We start from the raw sequence: 25,219 nt of genomic DNA, 5'->3' as shown, positions 1-25,219 counted from the left end.
CCGGGCCGCGGCTTCCTCCCCTGGAGGCTTTCGGACGCCGGCCCTCAGCCCGGTCAGACCCCGCCCGCACGGACCGGCATCCGAAACCCTTCACAGCAGCAGACTTTTGCTGTCAACCCGCAAAGTGACATCGAGAGCGTAGCAGCTGGGCGACCGAAATCGACCTCATCCGGGGCCCTGCCCCGTTGTAAAACGCAGCCAGTCCACATTGAGGCCAGTTTCGGGCGGCTGAAAGGGAACGCTCACGCGGCACCCATCAGAAACAGCATCGCGCGGACTAGCGCCCGACGAAGAGCCCCGCGCTCCGGCTCACAAGGCACACTGGCCCTGCGCCATGAGCGGAACTCGGATCGCTGCCAAACTCGGATCGCTGCCAAGAGTTTCAAGACCTCGGTTTCGGCACTTCTGGGCATTCGCGCGTTGCCGGAAAGCGGACATTCCCGTTTTATGCCGAGCAGTCCGCCGCTGTGGTTTCGTTCTTGTCGCGGCTAGGGCGCGAACTTGAGCCGTCTTCGCGACGTCCGCCTGAAGACGGATGCCTTGATGCCCATAGTTAACGTAAGGTAACTATGGCGCATTTCCTGGGCTGGAGCAGAGCGTCGCGACTGCTCGCTGCTGGAGATGTCGACGACGCTGGAGGCTTGCATGGGCGCGGTGAGGTCGATGGCGATGTCATCCAGCACGGATGCGATTACTGTGCTCCTGCTGTTGGCCATGTCCATGACAGCAACTCCCGGTTCGGCCAACGCGACGGAGGCACCCCGCGTATTGGCACAGGCGGCCAGCCAGGCCTGGCCCGCAAGGGTCGATACCAATCCACGCGGTGTCAGCATCGAGGCGCGCGCCTCAGGCGGCACGGCCCATTTGACCGGCGGATGCGCCACGGCTCTGCTCAGCCCCGGGCTTTGGATGACGCTGTTCAATCCTCCCGGCCTGCCCCGGGTCGACGGTCGGCGAATGACGATGAATTTCGCCGTCACGGGCGGTTTCGGTAGCCAGGCCTTCAAGGCCAGGATGCGATATGAGGCGTCCGGCGATTCCTGGCCGTCTGAAGGGCCGATGCCACCGGACTTCCTCAGCGCCTTCGAAGCGGGAGGCCTCCTGACGATTTCCGATCCGACGGGACGGAAGCTGGCCAGTTTCAGCCTGCGAGGCGCAGAGGAAGCCACCCAGCTGATGCGCCGGGTCTGCGGCTTGTGACGGAGCGTTCGCACCTGGCCCCGGAGTGATAGATGCGCGGAGCATGGGTCATCGCATTCGCAATCTCGGTCCTCATGTCGGGCGGTCCCTCCATCGCGGAAAACGGCGGCCGCGGGCTGCTCGGCGAATGGACCGGGACGTTCAGCTGCGACGGTGTGCTCCAGAGCGCCACGATCCTCTTCGCGAATGAGGCCGGCAGGCGTCTTGGAGGCGGTTTTCGTTTCGAGGACCAGGCTCTGCGGGACCACCGATCGGTCGCTTTGTCGTGACGGCCCATGCCTTGCCGGGCGGCGAGTTTCGCGTATCGCCGGGGCGCTGGCTGTTGCAGGCCAGGGGATATCCCTCGCTGGCCTTCACGGTCCGTCGCTCGCCCGATGGGCAACGCCTCGCAGGATCGTTCGACAATCGACGCTGCGGCACGATCGAGCTCGCCTATGCGAGACCCGTCGATGCTGCTCAGCCGCGGCCTCCGGCGACGCCTGGCTCCGCGCCGAGCGGGGCCATGCGCGGGCGAGATGGGGACAACAAGCCAGGCTCGCAGGATTGCGAAACCCTTCCGACAGCCTGCGCCCGCAGCGATTGCGCCGACATGGTGCGCTATACTCCGCGGATAAGCGGTTCTGCGAATCAGCCGGGGCGCTTTGCGAACCGGGAACTGATCAAGGCCTGCGAGTCCGCCTACCAGGCGATCGATCCGGTCAAGGCGCCCGAATGCTATTCCGGGCTGGCCGCCCTCGGCCGCTGGAAGACGACCGTGACCAGCCTCGCGCAGGAGCACCCGAACTGCGAGGCCTTTGCGGGCGCGCTCAGGCGGATGATCGCGCACAACTTCCCAATGCAGGTCGGGATGTGGCGTCGCTACCCGGCGCTCGACTGCCCCAATGTCGACCGGATCGCCTCGTCGATGTATTATGGGTGGTCGAAGGAGTTCCTAGACGCGGCCAAGCGCCGGCTGGCCGGTGACACGGCGCGCGCGGAGACCTCCGACGAGGTGAAGGAGCTGCGCCGTGAAGCACAGGCGCTGAAGGAGGCCGTGGCCGATCTGACCCTGGAAAATCGCCTGCTCAAAAAAAGCATGCTGGCGGATGGGGAAGACGACATATGAGGTATCCCCCATCCGAGAAGGCCGAGATCATCCGGCTCGTCGAGGCCGCCCATCTGCCGGCGCGGCGTACGCTCGACAAGCTCGGCATCCCGCGCGCCACGTTTTGCCGCCGGTACGACCGCTATCTGACCGGCGGGGTCGAGGCGCTGGCCGATCATCGTTCAAAGCCGGACCGGATCTGGAACCGGATTCCCGACCCGATCCGGGCCGAGATCGTCGAGATGGCGCTGCGCGAGACTGAACTCAGCCCGCGCGAGCTGGCGGTGCGCTTCACCGACGAGAAGAGCTACTTCTTCTCGGAAGCGTCGGTCGATCGGCTGCTGAAGGCGCATGATCTCATCACCAGCCCAGCCTATATCGTCATCAAGGCGGCGTCCGAGTTCTGGCCTGCTGCCGGTTTCATGAAACACCCAATCTCGGTGTCCACGAAACCGGCAGCAGGCCAAAGCAATGAATTTTGGTCGTTCGGCCCCCTACCTAAGCCGCGCAGCGCGCGGCCTTGCGCTGCGTCGGCCAGGGACGGCTCTAACCGAGGTTAGCCGGAGATTGCGGCTACAAAGCTTGCGGCCATCGCTCCAGCGATCCGGCCGCTGAAGCAAGAGGGGCCGACCATCATGCCTTCCAACGGCTTGAGCCCGGCGATATGGCCGCCCGCCATCCCGGCGGTCTCACCGGCGGCATAGAGTCCCGGCAGGCAGCTGCCATCGCCGGTCAGTGCCCGGCAGGCCTCGTCGGTCTGGACCCCACCCATCGCCTTGCGGCCGATCGGGAAGAACTGCACGGCGTGGAACGGCGGTGTCTGAAGGGGCTGCAAGCCGGCGAGCGAGCGGCCGGTCGTCGGGTCGTGGTCCTGCCCGGAGGCGAGCAGGGCCTGCCAGGCGGCGACGCTCGCCGTAGCCCCTTCCGGCGCGATGCCGGTGCGCCGCCAGAGTTCTGCCAGCGTCTGCGCTTGCCAGGCATGGGCGGAATGGGCGAGATGGCGGCGGGCCGCCGCGTTGCCGGTTTCGGAGCCCGGCGGGACGTGGTGGTCGTCGACCGTCACCTGCGCCAGCATGGCGTCATCGAAGATCGCCCAGCCGGTCGCCTCCGGCTGTTCGAGCAGGCGCGGCACCGCGACATTGCCGCTGGTCGCCTGGCTCTCGTCATGGAAGCGGACGCCGTCGCGGTTGAGCCAGAGCCAGCCGGTCGCACCGCGCAGCACGACGCCACGCTCGCCGCTCGGGTCACGATAGTCCGGCACGCCGGTGGCATAGCAATAGAGGTCGCCGAGATGGCCGAAGCGCACGCCATGCCGGCCAAGGATCGCGATCGCCTCGCCCTGGGCGCCGGGGCCGCCGCCAGCGAGCACGCGCGGCGCCTGGTCGAGCCAGCGTGCATGGCGACGAATCATCGCGGCATTGGCGGCGAAGCCGCCGATCGCGACGATGACGGCCGGTGCGAGGAATTCCTCGCTGTCGCCCTGGGCATTACGGCAGACGATGCCGCGAACCTTGCCTCCGGTGACGATCAGATCGGTCATCCGCAGGCCGAAGCGCCAGGCCCGGTCGAGCCCGAGGCCAGCCCCGTGCCGCCAGAGTCCGGCCATCAGCCCGGCGCCGCCATTCAGCGGCCGGTGGAAGCGCGGCACGCTGTCGCCTTCGAAATGCCGGAGGTCCGGAAAGGCGATGCCGAGCCCGGCGAGCCATTCGAAGACCTCGGCATTGGCGCGCTCGAAATAGGCCCGGGCCCAGTCGCGGTCGAAATCATGGCCGCCGGCTGAAAGATCGGCGAAGGCGAGCGCCGGCGAATCCGCGACGCCGCGCTCCTTCTGCATGGCGGTGCCCGGCACGCAGGCGCCGCCGCCGGCGAGCCGCGCCGTGCCGCCGAAGCCGACAGCGGCATCGATGCCGATCACCCGCGCCCCGCGCGTCGCCGCCTCGATCGCAGCCGAGGCGCCGGCAATGCCGGCCCCGACGACGATGACGTCCGCGCTGTTGTCTTCCGTCATGGCTGCCTCTCCCCGATGAGCGGCGCTGCAATCAGATCGGCGCTGATCTCGTCGAGCTTTCGGCAGCCGGTCAGCGCCATCGTGCGGTCGAGCTCGGAGCGCAGCAACTCGAGTGCGTGCCGGGCACCGGCCTCGCCGCCGGCTGCGACGCCATAGAGCGGTGCCCGGCCGACCAGGACGCCGCTCGCGCCGAGCGCCAGCGCCTTGAGGATGTCGCTGCCGCGCCGGACGCCGCTGTCGAGCAGCACGGTGGCGCGGCCGCCAATCGCGGCGACGATGGAAGGCAGCAGGTCGATCGGGCTCGCCGCGCTGTCGAGATTGCGCCCGCCGTGATTGGAGACGACGACGCCGTCGCAGCCCAGAGCGACGGCGCGTTCGGCCTCCTCGGGCCGCAGGATGCCCTTGATCACCAGCGCCCGCGGCCAGGCCTGCCGCAGCCGCGCGATATCGTCCCAGGTCACCGACTGACTGAGGCCCGTCCGCCGTGCCATCTCCGCCTGCGCCGCCGCGCCGGCCGCCGGCAGCGGCATGTTGACGACGCGCGGCAGGCCGCCGCTGGCGAGATAGCGCAGTGCCACGCCGATGAGCCAGCGCGGATGCAGCATCGCCTCCGCCATTGCGCCGAGCGATGGGCCCCAGGGCGGCATGAAGCGGTCCCGCTGGAGGTATTCGCGCTGCCCCAGCACCGGCGTGTCGACGGTGACGACGAGCGCCTGGAATTCGAGCTCCCGGGCCCGCGCTACGATCGCCTCGGTCAGGGAGCGATCGTTCCAGAGATAGAGCTGCTGCCAGATCGTCGCCCCGGTCTCGGCGATCTCGGCCATCCCGGTGGTCGAGTAGGTCGAGAGGGTGAAAGGCACGCGGGCCGCCGCTGCGGCGCGCGCCAGGGCCGCCTCGCCCTTGTACCAGAACAGGCCCGCCGGCCCGGCCGGAGCGACCGCGAGCGGCATGGCCTGACGGTGGCCGAAGAGCAGCGCCTCGGTCGAGCGCTCGGCGACGTCGACCAGCACCCGCGGCAGCAGGCGCAGGTTACGGAAACCCTCGCGGTTGCGGTCGCGGGCAAGATCGTCCTCGGTCGCCCGGTCGATGAAGGAAAACAGCCCATGCGGCAGGCGCGCCTTCGCCGCCTGCCGGAGATCCTCGATGTTGAAGCAACGGTCGAGGTGCATGGCTCACAGCTTGGACATCGCGGTTTCCTGGGCGGTGATGAATTCCAGCAGGACCGGCTGGCCTTCCTTGGTCTTGGCGATGCCGCGCGCGATCGCGGCGGCGATCTCCTGCGGCTCGGCGATCCGCTCGGCATAGGCACCGAAGGCGCGAGCCATGTCGCAATAGTTTCCGGAGATCCTGTGAGCGTCATAGAGCTTGATGGCGCTCGGCATGTTCTTCAGCTCGGTGGCCATGCCGCCATTGTTGAACAGGATGGTCAGGATCGGGATGCGCTCGCGCGCCGCGGTCTCGATATCCATGCCGGTGAAGCCGATGGCGGCATCGCCCCAGACATTGATGCAGAGCCGGTCGGGGCAGGCGAGCTTGGCGCCCATCGCGATGCCGAGCCCGTAGCCGAGCTGCGTGGTCTTGCCCCAGCCGATGAAGCTCAGCGGCTCGCGCGAGATCCAGAACGGCGTCAGCTGGTCGCGCGGCCGGCCGGCATCGTTGGTGATGATGGTGCGCTCGTCCTTCGTCGCCTGCATCAGTTCCCAGATGATACGATAGGGCGAGAGCGGCGCCTCGTCGGAGGTCAGCTTCGGCATCCATTCGGCGAGCCAGGCGTCGCGCGCCTGCTTGATGCGGGCGGCGTTCTCGGCGCCCTTCGCCGAGCTGAAGCTGCGTGCCCGCAATTCGCCGATCAGCGCCCGCAAGGCGAGCTTTGCATCGCCGATCACCCCGATTTCGGCGAACACGTCCTTGTTGAGATGGGCCGGGTCGAGCGTCAGATGCACGATGCGCTTACCGGTCGGCACCGGCACGGCGAACAGCGTCTCGGTGAAGCTGCAGCCGATGCCGATGATCACGTCAGCGGCGTCAAGGAAGGTCTTGACCGGGATCGGATAGGTCAGGCCGCCGGAGCCGAGCGAGAGCGGATGGTCTTCCGGGAAGCTGCTCTTGCCCGGCAAGGTGGTCGCGACCGGGGCGGCGATCAGTTCGGCGAGCTCCTTCAGCTCCTCCCAGGCCTGGGCGTAGTGCACGCCCTGGCCGGCATGGATCACAGGGTTGGCGGCGGCGATGATGATGTCGGCGGCCTTGGCGACGTCGTCGGGATCGGGCCCGTAGCGGCTGACCGAGACGGGGGTGTAGTTTTCGGGCTCCGGCAGCTCGGCCGCCCAGAGATCGTTCGGCACCTCGACGATCACCGGCCCGCCGCGGCCATTGCGGACCTGGCTGAAGGCGCGGCGCATGATGTTGGTGACTTCGGCCGGGATGCCCAGCGCCTCGGCCGATTTGCTGATGTCGCGCATGCTGACCGCCGAGCTGAAGTTCGGCTTGATGCCGGCGACGCGCTGCGGATAGCCCTGCGGAATGACGAGCACGGGGACCGAGTCGGCATAGGCCTGCGCCACGCTGCCATAGGAATTCTCGGCGCCCGGACCGTGCTGCATGGCGAAGACGCCGATCTTCCTGCCCGAGCTCAGCCGCGAATAGGCGTCGGCCATGTGCAGCCCGGTGCGTTCCTGCCGCACCACGATCGGCCGGATGCCGAGCAGCGCGGCCTCGTCGATCACCTTGTTCGAGGGGTAGCAGAACAAGAGCTCGACGCCCTCCTTCTTCAGGATCGCGGCCATGGCCTGGGCAACGTTCATCGAGGGCTCTCCGACAAGGGCACGGCAGGCACCGGCTGGCCGGCGGAGCGCGCGGAAGGGTGGTCGCCGGTGCAGGACACCATGCGAATGTATTGCATATAAATACTATTTATTATGTGAAACCGGATCGCGGCGCTTGTCAACGGCCGTTGCCGTTGTCGCGGCGCAGCATGCCGGGGCGGGCCGGTTACGGCACTGCGCACCGCCCTGCTCGGGTGGGGCGCGGCGATGTCATGCTAAGCTTCTGAAAAAACAGACAGATCAGGCGTCAGGCCGGAATCGAACGCGATGCTTCCATGACCAGGGGCGCCAGTTTGCGCTCGGCTTCCTCGAGCGAGAGCCGCGCGCTCGACAAGGCCAGCGTCACCGCCGCGACCGGCGCGCCGCGCGCATCGCGAACCGCCGCCCCGAGCGAGATGTCGCTGTAATACTCGCCATTGGTGGCTGAATAGCCCTTGTCGGCCGTCAGCTTCAGCTTGTCGAGCAGTTCGGGCAGCCGATAGGTCGTGTTCGGCGTGAACGGCCTGAGGTCGGAACGCTCGAGGATATCGCGTGCCTCCGCAGGGTCGAGATAGGCGAGCATCGCGATTCCCGCCGCGGTGCAGAAGGCCGGCAGGCGGGTGCCGATCACCACATTCTCGTTGAAGACGTGCCGGCTGACGATCCGCTGAACGAAGACGACTTCAGTGTCGTCCATGATGCCGAGATTGACCGTCTCGTCTGTCAGCGTATTCAGATGCGTAAGATAGGTCGAGGCGCCGCGGACGATCGTATTGGAGCGCAGGTAGTTGTGCCCAATATCGAGTGTCTTCACCGTGAGTTGCAAGGCCTTGCTGATCGGGTCCTTGCGGAGATAGCCGAGTTCGATCAGCGTGAAGACAAAACGCTGGGCCTCGCTCTTGTCGATGCCGAGATGATTGGCGAGCTGCGTTAGGCCCATCGAAGGCCGCGCCGGGCTGAAAGCGTCGAGCACGCGAAAGGCCTTCTCGACCGAGCGCACATGCAGCGGCGACGGCCGGGCCGGTCCAGCAGCCAGATCCTGTTCCGCCTCGGGGCGCGTTCGACGTGCCATGCCCACCTCCGCTCTTCCCGTAGATTTCCGGTTGACAGAAGGCAATGCCGGTCTCACCATTAATACCAAGTATTGCATAAAAATACACTATAGGCAAACCAGCGCAAGGTCGCCTTGCGCCAGCGTCGTCGTCGCCGCGAAGCCAGGAGAGGAGCCTGGCGAGAGGCCCGAAATCCGACCCTGAAGGCGGGTTCGGCCCATGCGCGGCAAGGCTCCGCCGGCTTCGCCGGCCGACGCCCTGGCTACCCTTGACCACGAACAGAACGGGGAACGACATCATGAGCTCGAAAGACCTGCTTCATCTCTCGCGCCGTCGCCTGCTCCTGGCAGGCGGCGTGGCCGCGACCGGGCTCGCCGCCCCGGCGGTGTGGACCTCGGCCTGGGCCCAGTCGCGGCGCATCGTCGTACGCGATCCCGGCGGGCCGTTCTCCAATGCCTTCAAGGTCGCCTTCTTCGAGCCCTTCAAGAAGGAGACCGGCGTCGAGGTCGTCGGCGTCAGCTCGGCCAACGAACCGGTCAGCCAGATCAAGGGCATCGTCCAGTCCGGCGCCAAGACCTGGGACATCGCCGGCGGCATCAGCATGGCGACGGTGCATCAGCTGAAGACCGATGGCGACTATATCGAGCCGCATCGGCTCGACGACGATCCGGTGATCAAGGAGATCCCGGCCGAATTCCGCAACGAGCTGGCGATCGGCGTCGAGGTCTATACGACCGCGCTGGGCTACCGCACCGACAAGTACAAGGACAAGGCGCCGAAGACCTGGGCCGACTTCTTCAACGTCGCCGAGTTCCCCGGCCGGCGTGCCATGCGCAAGAACCCGGCCGACACGCTCGAGATCGCGCTCTTCGCCGACGGCGTCACCAAGGACCAGATGTATCCACTCGACATCGAGCGCGCTTTCAAGAAGCTCGGCACGATCAAGCCGCATGTCAGCGCCTGGTGGACCTCCGGCGCGCAGGCGACGCAGATGCTGGCCACCGGCGAGGTCGACATGATCCCGACCTGGTCGTCGCGCTCGGCCGCCGCAGCCGAGCAGGGCGCCCCGATCGCGATCTCCTATGACAACAACATCTGGGGCACGGACGTCTGGGCGATCCTCAAGGGCGGCGCCAATGTCGAGATCTGCCGGGAGTTCATCCGCTTTGCCTCGGACGCCAAGCGCCAGGCGGCGCTCGCGCCCTTCATCGTCAACGGGCCGACCAATCCCAATGCCTACAAGCATATCGACGAGGCGCGGGCCAAGCATCTGACCACCAACCCGGCCTATCGCGGCAACAGCCTGCAGATCAACGACGCCTTCTGGGCCGCCAACCGCGACAAGGTTGCGGAGCGCTTCAACGCCTGGCTGCTGACCTGAGCGCGGCGGCGCGCGGCCGGATTCCCGGTCGCGCCCCGCGCTCCGGCCAGCCATCCGACGATAGCCGCGGCGCATGCGGGGCACGCGCCCGCCGCCGCGCAGACGCGATCCGCGTCCAACCGATCCAGGGGCGATGACGAACGAGAAGAGCATGTCGACCGGGGCAATGCCGGCCCCGGAGAAACTGGTCGTCGCAGGGCTCACCAAGCGCTATGGCGACTTCACCGCGCTGCACCCGACGGATCTGACGGTCCGCGCCGGCGAGTTCATGACCCTGCTCGGCCCTTCAGGCTCGGGCAAGACCACGCTGCTGCTGATGGTCGCCGGCCTGCTCCAGCCCGATCAGGGCCGGCTCGCCATCGACGGGCGCAACGCCACCTACGCCCCGCCCTGGGAGCGCGGCATCGGCATGGTCTTCCAGAACTATGCGCTCTTTCCGCATCTCAGCGTCTTCGAGAACATCGCCTTCCCGCTGCGCATGCGCCGGGTTGACGAGGCGCAGATCAAGGCGGCGGTTGGCCGGGCGCTCGATGTCGTGCGCCTGCCCCATGTCGCCGACCGGCTGCCGCGCGCGCTGTCCGGTGGCCAGCAGCAGCGCATCGCGCTGGCGCGCTGCCTGGTCTTCGAGCCCAGCCTGATCCTGATGGACGAGCCGCTCGGCGCGCTCGACAAGAAGCTGCGCGACCAGCTCCAGCTCGAGATCAAGCATCTGCACCGCCAGATCGGCACGACGATCCTCTATGTCACCCATGACCAGCAGGAGGCGCTGACCATGTCGGACCGCGTCTGCCTGATGAATGGCGGGCGCATCGAGCAACTGGGGGCGCCACAGGAGCTCTATTTCAGGCCGCGCACCCATTTCGCCGCCGATTTCCTCGGCGAATCCAACTTCATCGAGGCGAAGGTGGCGAGGCGCGAGGGCGAGGTTCTCGAACTGGCCTGCGCCGGCCAGGAGCGCCTCATCCGCGCCAATGCCGGCGCGGGCGAGGCCGCCGGTGCCGGGGTCAGGCTGATGGTCCGGCCCGAGAGTCTGTCGGTGACCTCGCAGCTGCCAGCGACCGGCAACGTCCTGGCCGGCACCCTGCTGGAGACGCTGTTCGTCGGCGGCACCACGCGCCAATATATCGCGCTGGACGGGCTCGGCACCGTCTTCTGCCTTGAATTGACGGCGCCGGCGGCGCGGCAGCTTGTGGCTGGCGACAAGGTCTTCGTCAGCTGGGCCGAGGAGCGCGGCGTCGTGCTCGCCGAGGATTCCGGGGGGCAGTCGTGAGCCGGGCCGTCGTCGCGCGCGACTGGAGCCGGCCGGGCCTTCTGTCCGGCGCGGCCGGTCGCTGGCTCAAGGGCCTGCCTGTTCTGCTCTTCCTGGCCGCGCTGATGTTCGTGCCGGTGGGGCAGCTCCTGTCGCTGAGCTTCCGGGCCGGCGATGGCAGCTTCAGCCTGGCCCATTACGTCCGCCTGTTCACCGCTGACGTCTATGTCAATGTCATGCTGGTGACGCTGAAGATCGCGGCCTGGACCACGGTCGCGACGGTGCTTGCCAGCTATCCGGTGGCCTATCTCGTGGCGACCCGCTCGCGGCGCGCCAAGTCGGGCGTGATGTTCTGGGTGCTGCTGGCGTTCTGGACCAGCTTCCTCGTGCGCACCTTCGGCTGGCTCGTTCTGCTCGGCCGGCAAGGCATGATCAACCAGTTCCTGCAGGCGCTCGGCCTGATCGATGTGCCCGCGAACCTGCTCTACACCCTGCCGAGCGTCATCGTCGGCATGAGCCATGCTATGATCCCGCTCTGCATCCTGACCATGGTCTCGGTGATGGAGACGATCGACCAGAACAGCGTGAAGGCTGGGCTGACGCTGGGCGCCCGGCCGGGCAGCGCCTTCTGGCGGATCTATTTTCCGCTTTCCCTGCCCGGCGTCGCCGCCGGCGGCCTCCTGGTCTTCATCACATCGCTCGGCTTCTTCATAACCCCGGCCTTCCTCGGCGGCCGCTTCGAGACGATGATCACCCAGGTCATCATCGAGCAGATCCAGGAGATGCTAAACTGGTCTTTCGCCGGGGCCCTGTCGATGCTGCTGCTCGCGGTCGCGCTGGTCATCTTCTATGTCTACGACCGGCTGCTCGGCCTCTCGACCCTGGCCGGCGGCGGGAGCGCGCCGGCGCGTGGTGGTGCCGGGCTCTCGGGCTGGCCGGCGCGCCTCGGCCTGAAGCTCTGCGCTGGCCTCGGCCATGTCACCGATGCCGTGCTGTTTCCTGCCTGGCGCAGCCGGACCGCCGGCGAGCGGCCGCGCTCCGCCTACGGGCCGGCCGTGCAGTGGGTGATCGCGGTCGGCGTCGTGCTCTTCCTCTGCCTGCCCGCCTTCATCATGGTTCCGGTCTCGTTCACCGGCGGCGGCACCATCGACTGGCCGCCGCGCGGCTTCGACCTGAAATGGTACCATGCTCTGTTCGAATCGCCGCTCTGGGCCCAGGCGGCGCTGCGTTCGCTGCTCGTCGCACTGGGCACGGCGACGCTCGCCATGCTGCTGGGTACGCCGGTCGCCTTCCTGCTCGCCCGCGAGAACATGCGCGGCAAGACGGTCCTGCTGGCGCTGATCCTGTCGCCGCTGATCATTCCGCGCATGATCATCGCGGTGGCGCTGTTCTACGCCTATGCCAAGCTCGGCCTCGTCGGCAGCTATACCGGGCTCATTCTCGGCCACACCGTGCTCGCCATCCCCTATGTGGTGATCACCGTGATGGCTGTGCTGAAGAACTATGATCCGCGCTACGATCAGGCGGCCTGGAATCTCGGCGCGCCGCGGCTGGCGACGCTGCGCCGCGTCACCCTGCCGCTGATCCGGACCGGGCTGATCTCGGCCTTCCTGTTCGCGTTGATCACGTCCTTCGACGAGTTGACCCTGGCGCTGTTCGTCACCGGCGGGCTGACGACGACGCTGCCGAAGCAGATGTGGGACGATGCGCTGCTCAGCGTGACGCCGACGCTGGCGGCGGCCTCGACCCTGCTCCTGCTGCTGGTGACGCTGCTGATCGGTTTCGTCGGCTGGCTGGAGAGGCGCTCGGCGCGCTGAGCGGCCGGCCGCCCCTCCCTTCGAGGCCTCTGCAAAACCCGGGAACGCCGCGAAAACCCCTTTCCCTTGTGGGGAGGGGCAGGGGGGCGAAAAATTGGGGCGCCCCGCGGCAAGGGCAAGGCGATCCGCTCCTACAAGCAAATGCGAACCCGGTCGCTCGCCCCGCTTCCCCAGACGGGGGAAGGGGGGCGTTTCGCCGCGCTTTCGCGGAGGCCTCCTTCGAGAGCCGGGCGACGCGTCACATCGTGTAGTTCAGCCCGAGCCGGCCGCCATCGGGATAGATCGTCTGGCCGGTGATGTAGGAGGCGTCGTCGCTCGCCAGGAAGGCGGCGACGCTCGCGACCTCGGCGGCCTCGCCGCGGCGCCCGAGCGGGGTGCGCGACATAACGCGGCGTTCGGCAGCGGGGTCGGTGATGACGGCGGAGGCGATCGCCGTGTCGATCGTGCCCGGGCCGATGCCGTTGACCCGGATGCCATGCGGGGCGAGCCCGATCGAGAGCACCTTGGTCAGCTGGTTCAGCCCGCCCTTCGAGACCGCGTAGGGGATCTGGTTCGGGATCGCCAGGATGGCGTTGACCGAGGACATGTTGATGATGCTGCCGCGCTTGTGCGGGATCATCTGGCGCGCCGCCGCCTGCGACAGCAGGAATGCCGATTTCAGGTTGATGGCGAGGACGCGGTCGAAATCCTCCTCGGTCAGGTCGAGCAGGTCGGCGCCATGGATGACGCCGGCATTGTTGACGACGATGTCGAGGGTCGGGAACTGCTTTGTGGCGGCGTCGACGAGTGCGACGAGGTCGGCCTTCTTCGCGACATCGGTGCGCAGCCAGGGACAGTTCAGCACCTTGGCGACAGCCTCCAGGCCGGCCTCGTTGATATCGGCGAGCATGACCGAGGCGCCCTCGGCGATGAAGCGTTCGGCGATCGCCCGGCCGATCCCGCCGGCGCCGCCGGTGATGATCGCGGATCTTCCCTTCAATCGCATATCGTCTTCTCCTTGCTGTCGCATCGCGGCCTCGTGGCCGCGCCGTCGGTTCGCGCTGCAGCCGCAGCCGGCGCGCTGCCTTTTGGTCAGGCCGGGATGGCGGGGCCGCTCAAGGCTGTGCCATCAGCCGGTCGCGCAAGGCCAGCATCTTCGTGCAGACGCTTTCCAGATCGGCGATGGCGAAGCCGTCCGCCAGCCCCGCATCATGGGCGGCGATGCCGTCGCGCAGCCGCCCGCTATAGATCGCCCGCCCATCCGGCGTGACGGTCAGGCCATTGCGTTCCTCGAAGGCCCGGTTCCATGCGATGGCCTCCTGCGCCGAGACGCCGGCCGGCAGATCGAGCGTCACCTTGCCGGCCGAGAGCCTGACCGGATAGCCGCCCGGCAGGCCGTTGGGGCCGGGCACATGGCCGCGCCACTCGCCGCCCGAGGCCATGGCCAGCATCATCGGCACGCCGCTCGCGCCGGAGATCTCGATCGCTGGTTCGGGTGTGAGCTGGACATCGGCGAAACGGCTGAAGACATCCTCGACTTCGGCGCCGTCGACCCAGACGCGCGGCGTCGGGCCCGTCCGCTCGGAAGGCGGCCGGCGCCAGGCGCCGATGGTCTGGTAATGGGCCAGCGTCCTGACCTCGGCGCCGGGCCGGACGCTCGCCGAACCCGCGAAGACATTGGACAGGATCGCGACATTGCCCATGCCGCAGGCGACGGCGTGGCCCTGGGCGGTGATCATGCCGTTGACAACGTCGGGGAAGCCGCAATTGACGAAGGCGATCGGCCTGCCCGCGCTGGTGATCGCGGCCGCGACCCGCGACGAGATCAGCGCCTGAAACACCGCGGTCGCGCTCAGCCCACCCTCGGCGACGAGCCGCGTCCAGGCGTTGCCGGTCTGGGCGATGACCTGCGAGGTCTGGATCGAGGCCGCCTGCACCAGAACGCGCGGCTGCGTCGCCGTCAGCAGGCGTGCGGCGGCGTCGGGCTCGAGCAGGTCGATCGCGAAGCTCTCGAACCTGGCCGGGCGTCGGAAGATCGAGGCCCGCGCATTGGCGGCGGTGCGCAGCCAGTCGAGCCGGCCGCGATTGCGCCCGGCGATGACGATAGTGACCGGCGTGCTCGCGGTCGCGGCGATGTCGAAGGCGATCCGCGCGGCGAAACCGCCGGTTCCGGAGACCAGAATGTCGCAAGCGGTCATCGGCGGCGTTCCTGCGTCGCGGCCCGGTCCCAGCAATCATCGGTGCTGGTCGAGAGCCGGTGCTTCATGATGCGCTGGCTCGCCGTCCGCTCGAACTCGTCGACGAAGGCGATGTAGCGCGGGTTCTGATAGGGGGCGAGGCGCTGGCCGAGCCAGAGCGACATTTCGGCTGCGTCGAGCCTCGAACCGGGCTTGCGCTTGACCAGAAGCTTGATCTCCTGCTCGCCGATCTCGGCGGCGACGCCGATCATGGCGCAGTCCTCGACCGCCTCATGCTCGGCGGCAACATGCTCGACCTCGAAGGCCGAGACGTTCTCGCCGCGGCAGCGCACGCTGTCGGTCATCCGGCCGTGGAAGCGCAGATTGCCGGCCGCGTCGAAGGAGCCGAGATCGCCGGTGTGCAGCGCGCCGCCGCGCAGCGCCCTGGCCGTGGCTTCGGGATTGTCGAGATAGCCGGTGAAGAGCGCGCCTGGCTTGCTGGTGCGCACCACGATCTCGCCGCGCTCGCCCGGCGCCGCGGGCCTGCCGGCGGGGGCCTGCAGCTCGACCGTGAACCAGGGCATCGGCAGGCCGACGGCACCGACCACGCCGCTGTAATTGCAGGTCGTGATGCTCGACGCCTCGGTCATACCGTAGCATTCGCGGATCTCGATGCCGAAGCGCTTCTGAAATTGCGGCCAGATGTCCGGCGGGCAGCCGCCGCCCCAGGCGATCCGCACGCCATGGTCGCGGTCGAGCGGGCCGGGCGGCTGCTTCAGCAGGATCTGCAGGATGCCGCCGAGATAGTGGATATGGCTCGCGCCCTCGCCCTTGACCTGGGCCCAGAAGCGGGTGGCGCTGAAGCGCTCGACGAAGGCGAGCGTGATGTCGCGGATCATCGGCATGGGCAGGAGCTGGGCGCCGCCGATATGATAGAGCGGCTCCCAGACGAAGAACACTTCGCCGGGCTTCGCGGCCGAGACCAGCGCGACCCCCTCCGCCGCCAGCCGCAGCATGCGGTGCGAGACGATGACGCCCTTGGGCCGCCCGGTCGTGCCGGAGGTGTACATGATTGCGAAGGGCGCGTCGGCGGCGGGCGCCGCCTCGTCGAAGCCCGCGCCCGAGCACAGCACGGCATCGAGGCGCCCGCCCTCGCCATGGATCAGCACGGGCGGGGAATCGGCCTCTGGCCGCGCCTGCGCCACCAGCAAGGCGAGCTCGGCATCGGCCACCACCAGCCGCGGCCCGGAATGGCTGAGCAGATAGCGCAGCCCCTCGCCGCGCTGCTGGGCATTGACCGGTACCCAGGCGACGCCGGCCTTGGCGAGGCCGAAGACCACCGCCAGCGTGGCGATGCTGTTGCGCATCATCACCGCAACGCGCTCGCCCGGCCCGATCCCGAGCTGCCGCAGATGCGCGGCGAAGGCGCTCGCCCATTCATCGAGCGCGCCATAGCTCAGCGGCTCGCCCTCGAAGCGCGCATAGAGGCCGTCAGGGTCGCGTCCGGCCCGCTCCCGCAGGAGCCCGACAAATCCCTCGTCGTCGAATGCCATCGGAACTCCGGATCTCGCTCAGTTGGCGCGGCGAAAGCGTTCGGCCAGCAGCAGCAGGCTGGTCACGACCACGAAGACGACGACCGAGACCGCGGCCAGCGTCGGGTTGAGCTGCAGGATCATGTCGTCCCACATCTGCTTGGGCAGCGTCGTCTTGATGCCGCCGCTGACGAAAATCGCGATGGTCAGCTCGTCGAAGGAGGTGATGAAGGCGAACAGGAAGGCGGCGACCAGCCCGCCCTTGACCAGCGGGATGGTGACGAAGCCGAGCGTCCGCAGCCGGTTGGCGCCGAGCGTCGCGGCGGCCTGGTCGAGGCGCTGGTCATAGGTCTTCAGCACCGCCGAGATCGTCACCATGGTGAAGGGGATGGCGAGCACGGTGTGGCCGATGATCAGGCCGAGATCGGTGGCGACGAGGCCGATCCGGGCGAACAGGTAGAACAGCCCGACGGCGATGACGATGCGCGGCACGATCATCGGCGCCAGGAACAGGGCGAAGATCAGCCCGCCCCAGCGCGTCCGGCTGTTCGCCAGCGCCAGCGCCGCGAAGCCGCCGATCGCGGTCGCCGCCAGCGCCGTGGCGAAGGCGACGGCGAAGGAGCGGATCGTCGCCTGGATCCAGAGCGGCGAGTCGAAATAGGTCCTGAACCATTGCAGGCTGTAGCCCGGCGGCGGGAATTCCAGGAATTGCGAGGAGGTGAAGGCGAGCGGGATGACGAGCAGGGTCGGCAGCACCAGGAAGGCGATGGCGAGCCAAGCGAAGGCGGGCAGCAGCATGCCGTTGCCGCGCTTGCCGAGGATGCGGCGGCTGAGATCGGCGAGGCCGGCGCTGATTTGCGCGATGGCGCCGAGGATCTTCAGGCCAAGCGTGCGGATCAGCCCGCTGCCCTCATGGGCCGCGCCGCCCGAGATCGTCGAGAGGCCGAAGAGCCTATCGTAGAGCCAGCAGGAGAGTAGCGCCGCCGCCAGCATCATCGCCGCCAGCGCCCCGGCGAAGGGCCAGTTCAGCAGCTCCTGCACCTGGGTGATGATCAGCTGCGCCAGCATGGTCTCGCGCCGGCCGCCGAGGAAGGCGGGCACGATGAAGAAGCCGAGCGAGGAGATGAAGACCAGCAGCCCCGCCGCCGTGACGCCCGGCAAGGAGAGCTTGAAATAGACCAGCCAGAAGGCTCGCGCCGGGGCGGCGCCGAGGGTCTGCGCCGCCTGCACCAGCCGCTGGTCGATGCCGCTCATCACCGGCAGCATGGTCATCACCGCCAGCGGCACCATGGCGTGAACCATGCCGACCATCACGCCGAACTCGTTGTGCAGCAGGCTGAGCGGCTGGTCGGTGACGCCGCTGCCGAGCACCAGCGTGTTGATCAGCCCGCTGCGGCCGAGAACGATCATCCAGGCGAAGGTCTTGACGAGATAGCTCGTCCAGAACGGGATCATCACGAAGAGCAGCATGCGGCCGCGGAAGAGTTCGGGCATGCGCGCCAGCCAGTAGGCCAGCGGATAGCCGATCACCAGCGAGGCGAGTGCGGTGTAGCCGGCGATCCTGAAGGTGATGCCGAGCACGCGCAGATAGACGTCGGTCGCGCCGATGCGCTGATAGGTCGCCGTCGAGAAGCCGGTCTCGGCGTTCCACAGGCTGAGGCCGAGCAGCTGCGCCACCGGATAGACGAAGAACACCGCCAGGAAGGCGAGCCCCGGCGCCGCCAGCCAGAGCGCGCCGAGCTGCCGTCGCTTGCGGACCGTGGCCGGTGCTGCCGCTGCCGTGCTCATCCGACCAGCACCGCTCGCTCACGGGCCCAGCCGGCGACGATCTCCTCGCCGAGACCGGGCACCGCCTCGTCCGGGCCGAGCCGCAGCACGAATTGCGCGTCCTCGCCGAAGGCGGCGATCACCCGCGTTTCCGAACCGGCATAGACGATCTCGCTGACGCGGCCGCGGATATGGTTGCCTTCGCGCAGGCCGAGCCGCAGATGCTCCGGCCGGATCACCAGCGCCCCTGTGCCATTGGCGCAGCGCACGCCCTCCGGCAGGGCGAAGCGGCCATGCGGCGTCGCCAGCATGCCGTCGGTTTCGGCCTGCCCGCGCAGGATGTTGGAGAGGCCGATGAAGTCGGCGGCGAAGGCGGTGCGCGGCTGCTCATAGATCTCGCGCGGCGTGCCGAGCTGCTCGATCCTGGCATGGTTCATCAGGCAGATCCGGTCGGACAGCGCCAGTGCCTCCTCCTGGTCATGCGTGACATAGATGATCGTCGCGCCGCTCTCGCGGTGCAGCCGCTTGATCTCGATCTGCATGTGCTCACGCAGCTTCTTGTCGAGGGCGCCGAGAGGCTCGTCCATCAGGATGATCGAGGGCTGGTAGACGAAGCAGCGGGCGAGTGCGACGCGCTGCTGCTGGCCGCCCGACAATTCCCGCGGGAAGCGCGCGCCGAGATGGCCGAGATGGACCATGTCGAGTGCGCCCTTGACCCGTTCCGCGACTTCCGCGGCGCTGCGGCCGCGCATCTTCAGCGGAAAGGCGATGTTCTCGGCGACCGTCAGATGCGGGAACAGCGCGTAGTGCTGGAACACCAGCCCGATATCGCGCTGGTGGACCGGGGTGTCGGACTGGTCGCGCCCGTCGATGACGACGCGCCCTTGCGTCGCCTCGACCAGGCCGCAGATCAGTTGCAGCAGCGTGGTCTTGCCGGAGCCGGACGGCCCCAGCAAGGTGAGGAACTCGCCCTCCGCCACGCTGAGCGAGCTCGGTTCGAGAGCCGTGGTCGCGCCATAGCGCTTGCACAGGCCCTCGACCTCGAGCTTCGCCGGTGAGCTGTCGTTCCCGCGTGTCGTCACGGCGCCGCCGCGTCAGCTCAGGAGCCAGGCGTTGAAGCGCTCGGTCACCGCCGAACGGTTGGCGGCCCACCAGTCCTCGTTGGCGAGCCGCATCTGCTTAAGATTCTGCGGCGAGGTCGGTAGGTCGGCCGCCCGCTTCTCGGGGATGGTCTTGTAGGCGTCGAGATTGGTCGGCCCATAGGCCAGGATCTCGGTGAACAGCGCCTGGCCCTTGGGGTCGGCGCAGAATTTGATGAACTGGCGCGCGACGTCTGAGCGCGGCCCGCCCTTGGGCATCGACCAGCCCTCGAGCGAATAGAGGCCCTGGTTCCAGACGATTCTGGCCGGGGTGCCGCCGTCGATCGCCGCCTGGAAGCGGGCATTCCAGCCGGGGATCATGTCCACCTCGCCGCTCTGCAGCAGCTGGGTCGACTGGGCGCCGCCGGTCCACCAGACCGCGACATGCGGCTTGATCTTGTTGAGCACCTTGTAGGCGCGCTCGACATCGAGCGGGTAGAGCTGGTCGAGGCTCACGCCGTCGGCCAGCAGCGCCTGCTCCAGCGTGTCGATCGGGTTCTTGCGCAGGGCCCGACGGCCCGGGAATTTCTCGACGTCGAAGAAGTCGGCCCAACTCGTCGGCGCATTCTTGACCCGGTCGGTGCGGTAGGCGAGCACCGTCGAATAGACGTCGGTGCCCATCCACAGCGGCGAGACGGCCTCGGGCATCATGCCGGGCACGTCGGCATGGCTGAAGCCGATCGGCTCGAGCAGGCCCTGCTTGGCCAGGATGTCGCGCGCCGAGAGTGTCAGCGTGCAGACGTCCCAAGTATAGGACTTGGTCTCGACCATCGCCTTGAACTGCGCGGTCGGCTCGGCCTCGCGCGCGACATTGATCACCTTGTTGCCGGTGGCTTTCTCGAAGGGATCGTAGAAGGCTTTCCGGAACGCTTGGCCGAAGGGCCCGCCGGGATCGGCCACGGTGATCTGCGTCGCCGCCACGGCCCGGCCCGAAAGCGCCGGAGCGAAGATCCCGGCCGCCGCGGCGCCGGCCGTCAGTTTGATCACCTCGCGTCTGCTGGTCGTCTGCTTCGTCGTCATGGCATTCTCCCGTTGTTGCAGGTTTCCCCCGCATTCCCCTCGTCGGAAGGCATGGATCGGTGCAGTCTCAGGCGTTCTTGCGTGCAGCCCTCTTGGCCAGGAAGGCCTCCATCATGCGCGCCGGTTCGCCCGTGGCATAGGCCTCGCGCTGGTTGCGTATCCCGGCCTTGAGGGAGTCGCGGAAACCCTCTTCGGTGACCTCGCGAAAGCGCGCGCGATTCAGCCGCATCGCGACAGGCGGCTTGTCGGCGAGCTCGTTGGCGAGTGCGAGCGCGGCCTCCAGCACCTTCTCCTGCGGCACCAGTCGGTTGATCACGCCGATCCGGTAGCACTCCTCGGCGTCCATCATCCGCCCGGTCAGGGTGAGATCGATTGTGCGGCCGAGCCCGATCAGCTCGCGCATGATCCATGGGCCGGTGGTCGAGGCGATACCGGAATTGATCTCCGGCTGGCCCATGGTGACGCCGGCGTGGCCGATGCGCAGGTCGCAGAGTAACGCGACCTGGAAGGCCGAGCCGGCGGCGACGCCGTTCAGCGCCGCGATGATCGGCTTCGAAAGCGCACGGATGCGGTCGTAGAGGCGCTCCCATTCTCCCATCCAGAGCTCGGCCCGGTCGGGGTCGAAGGTCTTGGTCTCGTTCAGGTCCTGGCCGGCGCCGAAGGCCCGGTCCCCGGCGCCGGTCAAGATAATAGCGCGCACCGTCGGGTCGGCCTCCAGCGCCTCCAGCGCCTCGACCAAACGGGTGCGCATCGGGGTGTTCCAGGCATTGAGCTTGTCGGGGCGGTTTAGCGTCAGGATCCCGACAGGCCCCCGGACTTCGCTGAGGATGGATTCCTTCATGGCTGCTCCCCGCCGTTCGATTATCGTTATGCAATAACTTCTATTGAATGATCGAACCAGATGGGCGAGCTTGTCAACCGGGCTTCGCGCGACCATTGATCCGGCAAGGAGAGATCACGCATGACGACGCTCGACGCGAGCCACCCTTCGAGCCGCAAGCGCGGCGCCGCGGCGGCGGAAAAGGCCGACGACCCGTTGATGGTACTGTCGGTCGACAAGGCGTTCCGCGTGCTCTCGGCCTTCGGCCGGCAGAATCCGACGCTGAACCTGTCGCAGGTCGCGGCGGTGACCGGTATGGACATCAGCTCAGCCCAGCGCTTCACCCATACGCTGACCCGGCTCGGCTATCTCAGCAAGGACCAGCAGACCAAACGTTTCGAGCTGACCGCAAAGACGCTCGAGGTCGGCCATCATTTTTTCCGGAGCAGCCGGCTGGTCGATCGCGCGATGCCCTATCTGATGCATCTCAGCAAGGAGACGGAGGAAACCGTCAACCTGACCATGCTCGACGGCACCGACATCATCTTCGTCTCGCGCTTTCTCAGCCGCCATGTTCTGCATACCGACGTCATCATCGGCAGCCGCATGCCGGCCTATTGCTCCGCGCCCGGCATCGCCATGCTCTCGCGCCTGCCGGAGGAGGAGGCGCTGTCCATGCTCGACCGCTCCGAACTTCGGCAGCACACGCCCTCGACGATCTGGCAGCGCGAGGCCCTGGTCGCCAAGATCGGTCAGGCGCGCGACCAGGGTTATGCGACCGCCTTCGAGGAGTTCTATCTCGGCGACGCCTCGATCGCGGCGCCGGTGCTCGACCATCGCGGCCGCCCCGACGGTGCGGTCAACATCGCAGTCTCCTGCTCGCGCTATTCGCGCGAGGAGGTCGTGACCCGCTTTTCCGCGCTGATCATCGCGACCGCGCGGGCGATCTCGCGAATCTGAGGCCGGGACAAATGCCCGCTTGACGCCGCCGGACAACTGCGGGACTATTTTTATACGCAAATAGTTATCGCATAGAGATAATATTATTATGCCGGAAGGGGTGGGCGGCATGCGCAGCGGTGACAGCGTCCGATGATCGCGTCCGGGGAGCACCGCGCCGGCGGCCAGTTCCACCGTGTCGCCGCGATGCGAGGCGAGCCGCTTTCGCTCAGCTTCGACGGGCAGACGATCGCCGCCGCCGCCGGACAGAGCGTGCTCTCCGCGCTCCTCGCCCATGGCCGCCTGCTGCGCCGTTCCGAATTCGGCGACGATCCGCGCGCCGGATTCTGTCTGATGGGCGCCTGCCAGGATTGTTGGGTCTGGTCGCAGAGCGGCGGACGCCTTCGGGCCTGCACGACGCCAGTGGCCGCCGGCATGATCCTCGCCAGCCGGCCCGTTTTGCCCCCGCATGGCTGAGGTCGTCATTATCGGTGCCGGCCCGGCCGGCATCGCCGCGGCCGAGTTGCTGACCGCGCATGGGCGGCAGGTCACCCTGATCGACGAGGGCGCGCAGGCGGGTGGCCAGGGCTATCGCCGGCCCGCCTCCGGGCTTGATCTCGACATGGCCGGGCTGATGGGCAGCGAGGCCCGCAAATACGCCCGGCTGCATGCGCGCTTCGCTGCTCTGCGGCCGCGGATCGACTACCGCCCGGGAACCCTGGCCTGGGCAATCGACGGCAAGACCCTGCATCTGCTCAGCGAGGGCGTCGCGACGACGCTGGGCTTCGAGCGGCTGCTGCTGGCCACCGGCGCCATGGATCGGGTCGCGCCCTTTCCGGGCTGGACGAAACCCGGCGTCTTTACCCTCGGCGGTGCCCAGGTCGCGCTCAAGGATCAGGGCTGCCTGATCGGCCGGCGCGTCGCCTTCCTCGGTTCCTCGCCGCTGCTGGCCCTCGCCGCCCAGCAATATCGCAAGCTCGGCGGCGAGGTCGCCGTCATCGCCGACACCACGCCTTTCGCCGGCAAGCTCGCCGCCCTGCCGGGGCTGCTGCGGGCGCCGCGCACCTTGCTGCGTGGCGCCTTCTATCTCGGCGGCGCGCTGCTCGCCGGCGTGCCGCTGCGGCATGGCGCGACGCCGCTGGCGGTCGAGGGCGACGGCCAGGTCCAGGCGCTGCTGCTGCGCGACCGGAATGGTCGCGAGCAGCGCTTCGCCTGCGATGCGATCGCGCTCGGCTATGGGCTGAAGCCCGAGACGCAGCTCGCAGAGCTGGCCGGCGCCAGGCTCGCCTTCGACGAAACCTACCGGCTCTGGCTGCCGCAGGCCGATGCCGAGGGCCGGGCGGCACCGGGGCTCTATCTCGCCGGCGACGGCCTGGCCATAGGCGGCGCCGATGCGGCGGAGGATAGCGGCGTCGTCGCCGCTAGCGCGGTCCTGGCCGATCTTGGCGGCGCTGCGCCGCCCGGCCTCGTCGCCCGGCGGCGGCGCCTGCAGCGTCTGCGCCGGTTCCAGCGCAGCCTGGCGCAGGCCTTCGCCTGGCCGGTCGCGCAGATCCGCGCCTTGCCGGACGAGGTCGTGCTCTGCCGCTGCGAGAATATCGGCATTGGCGCAGTGCGGGAGGCGATGGCACGCGAGCTCGGCCCGGCCGAGCTCAACCGGGTCAAGGCGATCACCCGTTGCGGCATGGGCCGCTGCCAGGGCCGGGTCTGCGGCCCGGCCCTGCTCGAGATCGTCGCCGGCGTGGCAGAGTTGTCCGGCGCCGCCGCGGGCCGGCTGCGCGCCCAGGCGCCGGTGAAGCCGTTGGCGCTCTCGGCCGCGGGTGAGCCGCGGTGAGCCGGCTCGCTGCCGATGTCGCGATCATCGGCGGCGGCCTGGTCGGCTGCTGGACCGCCCTATTCCTGGCCCGGCGCGGCCAGCGCGTCGTGATCGTCGAGAAAGGCGTGGTCGGGGCCCAGTCGAGCGGCGTGAATTTCGGCAATCTGCGGCTGCAGGGCCGTTTCCCTGGCCAGTACCCGCTATCGCTGCGCTCGCAAGAGCTCTGGGAGCAGCTGCAGGAGCTGGTCGGCGAGAGCTGCGAATTCGAGCGCAGCGGCCATCTCTATCTCGCCTATGACGCGGCGGAGGCCGGCAAGCTCGCGGCCTATGCCGATGTCAGCGAATCCTATGGCCTCGCGATCGAGCGCCTCGGCCCCGCCGAGCTCAGGCGGCGCTGGCCCTGGCTCGGGCGCGAGGTTGCCGCCGCGACCTATTCGGCCCGCGACGCAACCGCCAATCCACGGCTGGTGACCCCGGCGGTGGCCCGTGCCGCCAGGGCACTCGGCGTCACCATCATCGAGAATGCCCGCGTCATCGAGAGCAAGGCGGTCGGTTCCGGCTTTTTGCTGGGCACCGATACCGGCCTTGCGATCGAATGCGGTCAGCTGGTCAACGCCGCCGGCGCCTGGGCGGTGGAGATCGCCGAGCGTTTCGGCGAGAGCGCGCCGCTTTTCCCGGCCGGGCCGCCGCAATTCGTCACCGAGCCCTTCCCCTATCTGATCGAGCCTTCGGTCCAGGCGGTCGACGGCTCGGTGATCTTCCGCCAGATCCCGCGCGGCAATGTCATCCTCGCCGGCTATCCGCGCAGCGCCGCCGATCCGGTGGCGAACCGCGCGCCGGTACCGCCCGCCAAGACGCTGGCGGCGATGCGGGCGCTTGCTAGGGTGGCGCCGGTGCTGGCTGGCTGCCATGTCATCCGCGTCTGGTCGGGCATCGAGGGCTATCTGCCCGACATGATCCCGGTGATCGGCGCGAGCCAGACCGCGCCTGGCCTGTTCCATGCCTTCGGCTTCTGCGGCCATGGCTTCCAGATTGGCCCCGGCGTTGGGCTCTGCTTGACTGAAATGATCCTAGATGGCGCGACGCCGACGCCGCTCGCGCCGTTCTCGATCGGTCGCTTCAAGGATCGGGTCGAGGTCAACGCCAAGTTCCGAAGCGAGTTCGATGCCGTTGAGCCCGCGCCGAAGGCGGCGGCGCCACCGACGGGCTGAAGCGCAGCAAGGGCTTGCGGCGCTCTCCGCGGCAGCGCTCGTTCAGCGCCAGGAACCAATCCGAGCCATTCCCCGCGAAGCGGCTGATCTACGGGAAGTACAGCGGCAGGCCATGCGTTAGGATGCGGAGCCAGGTGTCAACGGCGGTCGGATTCCAGGCCAGCGTGGCGGAGTAAAAGCAGGCCACTGGCGTTGGGGAGCGGCGGATATGGCGAGGGCCCCGATCGGGG

19 protein-coding genes and 1 pseudogene are annotated in these 25,219 nt (G+C 68.2%); 9 read left to right on the top strand and 11 right to left on the bottom strand.

What is annotated here, in order from left to right:
• The first annotated feature begins 621 nt into the window (after nt 1–621).
• Nucleotides 622–1,200, top strand: a complete 579-nt coding sequence (locus ACWGRX_RS25875; RefSeq protein WP_452119897.1) for a hypothetical protein — start codon at nt 622–624, stop codon at nt 1,198–1,200.
• Nucleotides 1,201–2,092: 892 nt separating this feature from the next.
• Nucleotides 2,093–2,688: pseudogene (locus ACWGRX_RS25870) on the top strand (helix-turn-helix domain-containing protein); the annotation flags it as partial.
• A gap of 152 nt (nt 2,689–2,840) precedes the next feature.
• Here the strand turns inward: ACWGRX_RS25870 and ACWGRX_RS25865 are convergent.
• The 4 genes from ACWGRX_RS25865 to ACWGRX_RS25850 all read right to left on the bottom strand — a co-directional run bounded on the left by ACWGRX_RS25865 (nt 2,841) and on the right by ACWGRX_RS25850 (nt 8,165).
• The gene (locus ACWGRX_RS25865) at nt 2,841–4,292 is read right to left on the bottom strand and encodes an FAD-dependent oxidoreductase (protein ID WP_452119896.1); all 1,452 of its coding nucleotides are present in this window, start codon (nt 4,290–4,292) and stop codon (nt 2,841–2,843) included.
• Nucleotides 4,289–5,461, bottom strand: a complete 1,173-nt coding sequence (locus ACWGRX_RS25860; protein ID WP_452119895.1) for an alpha-hydroxy acid oxidase — start codon at nt 5,459–5,461, stop codon at nt 4,289–4,291. The genes ACWGRX_RS25865 and ACWGRX_RS25860 overlap by 4 nt, the downstream gene beginning before the upstream one ends.
• A gap of 3 nt (nt 5,462–5,464) precedes the next feature.
• Nucleotides 5,465–7,093, bottom strand: coding sequence for a thiamine pyrophosphate-requiring protein (locus ACWGRX_RS25855; protein WP_452119894.1), 1,629 nt, complete (start codon nt 7,091–7,093; stop codon nt 5,465–5,467).
• A 268-nt stretch (nt 7,094–7,361) separates the two neighbouring features.
• A complete protein-coding gene (locus tag ACWGRX_RS25850; protein ID WP_452119893.1) occupies nt 7,362–8,165 on the bottom strand; it encodes an IclR family transcriptional regulator in 804 nt (267 codons plus the stop codon).
• 278 nt (nt 8,166–8,443) lie between these two features.
• Between ACWGRX_RS25850 and ACWGRX_RS25845 the strand changes: the two genes are divergently transcribed.
• The 3 genes from ACWGRX_RS25845 to ACWGRX_RS25835 all read left to right on the top strand — a co-directional run bounded on the left by ACWGRX_RS25845 (nt 8,444) and on the right by ACWGRX_RS25835 (nt 12,592).
• Nucleotides 8,444–9,526 (top strand): ABC transporter substrate-binding protein, encoded by a 1,083-nt coding sequence (locus ACWGRX_RS25845; protein WP_452119892.1) that lies wholly within the window; start codon nt 8,444–8,446, stop codon nt 9,524–9,526.
• A gap of 151 nt (nt 9,527–9,677) precedes the next feature.
• The gene (locus ACWGRX_RS25840; protein WP_452119891.1) at nt 9,678–10,796 is read left to right on the top strand and encodes an ABC transporter ATP-binding protein; all 1,119 of its coding nucleotides are present in this window, start codon (nt 9,678–9,680) and stop codon (nt 10,794–10,796) included.
• Complete coding sequence (locus ACWGRX_RS25835) at nt 10,793–12,592, top strand: ABC transporter permease subunit (protein ID WP_452119890.1); 1,800 nt, start codon at nt 10,793–10,795, stop codon at nt 12,590–12,592. Before ACWGRX_RS25840 ends, ACWGRX_RS25835 begins: the two co-directional genes overlap by 4 nt.
• 238 nt (nt 12,593–12,830) lie before the next feature.
• Here ACWGRX_RS25835 and ACWGRX_RS25830 read toward each other — a convergent pair whose 3' ends face one another.
• The 7 genes from ACWGRX_RS25830 to ACWGRX_RS25800 all read right to left on the bottom strand — a co-directional run bounded on the left by ACWGRX_RS25830 (nt 12,831) and on the right by ACWGRX_RS25800 (nt 21,047).
• Nucleotides 12,831–13,577 (bottom strand): SDR family NAD(P)-dependent oxidoreductase, encoded by a 747-nt coding sequence (locus ACWGRX_RS25830; protein ID WP_452119889.1) that lies wholly within the window; start codon nt 13,575–13,577, stop codon nt 12,831–12,833.
• A gap of 109 nt (nt 13,578–13,686) precedes the next feature.
• The gene (locus tag ACWGRX_RS25825) at nt 13,687–14,769 is read right to left on the bottom strand and encodes a hypothetical protein (RefSeq protein ID WP_452119888.1); all 1,083 of its coding nucleotides are present in this window, start codon (nt 14,767–14,769) and stop codon (nt 13,687–13,689) included.
• On the bottom strand, nt 14,766–16,301 hold the full coding sequence (locus ACWGRX_RS25820; RefSeq protein WP_452119887.1) for a class I adenylate-forming enzyme family protein: 1,536 nt from the start codon (nt 16,299–16,301) through the stop codon (nt 14,766–14,768). The genes ACWGRX_RS25825 and ACWGRX_RS25820 overlap by 4 nt, the downstream gene beginning before the upstream one ends.
• A gap of 18 nt (nt 16,302–16,319) precedes the next feature.
• Nucleotides 16,320–18,068 (bottom strand): ABC transporter permease subunit, encoded by a 1,749-nt coding sequence (locus ACWGRX_RS25815; protein ID WP_452119886.1) that lies wholly within the window; start codon nt 18,066–18,068, stop codon nt 16,320–16,322.
• Nucleotides 18,065–19,129: an ABC transporter ATP-binding protein gene (locus ACWGRX_RS25810; protein ID WP_452119885.1), complete on the bottom strand. Its 1,065-nt coding sequence runs from the start codon at nt 19,127–19,129 to the stop codon at nt 18,065–18,067. Before ACWGRX_RS25810 ends, ACWGRX_RS25815 begins: the two co-directional genes overlap by 4 nt.
• A gap of 12 nt (nt 19,130–19,141) precedes the next feature.
• A complete protein-coding gene (locus tag ACWGRX_RS25805) occupies nt 19,142–20,206 on the bottom strand; it encodes an ABC transporter substrate-binding protein (RefSeq protein WP_452119884.1) in 1,065 nt (354 codons plus the stop codon).
• A 67-nt stretch (nt 20,207–20,273) separates the two neighbouring features.
• Complete coding sequence (locus ACWGRX_RS25800) at nt 20,274–21,047, bottom strand: enoyl-CoA hydratase/isomerase family protein (protein WP_452119883.1); 774 nt, start codon at nt 21,045–21,047, stop codon at nt 20,274–20,276.
• Between the two features lie 120 nt (nt 21,048–21,167).
• Here ACWGRX_RS25800 and ACWGRX_RS25795 point away from each other — a divergent pair, with 120 nt between their 5' ends.
• The 4 genes from ACWGRX_RS25795 to ACWGRX_RS25780 all read left to right on the top strand — a co-directional run bounded on the left by ACWGRX_RS25795 (nt 21,168) and on the right by ACWGRX_RS25780 (nt 24,989).
• A complete protein-coding gene (locus ACWGRX_RS25795; protein ID WP_452119882.1) occupies nt 21,168–21,986 on the top strand; it encodes an IclR family transcriptional regulator in 819 nt (272 codons plus the stop codon).
• Between the two features lie 132 nt (nt 21,987–22,118).
• Nucleotides 22,119–22,442: a (2Fe-2S)-binding protein gene (locus ACWGRX_RS25790; protein ID WP_452119881.1), complete on the top strand. Its 324-nt coding sequence runs from the start codon at nt 22,119–22,121 to the stop codon at nt 22,440–22,442.
• Entirely contained in the window at nt 22,435–23,796 is a 1,362-nt protein-coding gene (locus ACWGRX_RS25785) for an FAD/NAD(P)-dependent oxidoreductase (protein ID WP_452119880.1), read from the top strand. The genes ACWGRX_RS25790 and ACWGRX_RS25785 overlap by 8 nt, the downstream gene beginning before the upstream one ends.
• Complete coding sequence (locus tag ACWGRX_RS25780; RefSeq protein WP_452119879.1) at nt 23,793–24,989, top strand: NAD(P)/FAD-dependent oxidoreductase; 1,197 nt, start codon at nt 23,793–23,795, stop codon at nt 24,987–24,989. The genes ACWGRX_RS25785 and ACWGRX_RS25780 overlap by 4 nt, the downstream gene beginning before the upstream one ends.
• Nucleotides 24,990–25,219 lie beyond the last annotated feature (230 nt).

This window comes from Allobosea sp. NPDC055594 (assembly GCF_053618995.1).
The sequence above is the reverse complement of the archived record's forward strand: the minus strand, read 5'-3'. Positions and strand labels throughout refer to the sequence as shown.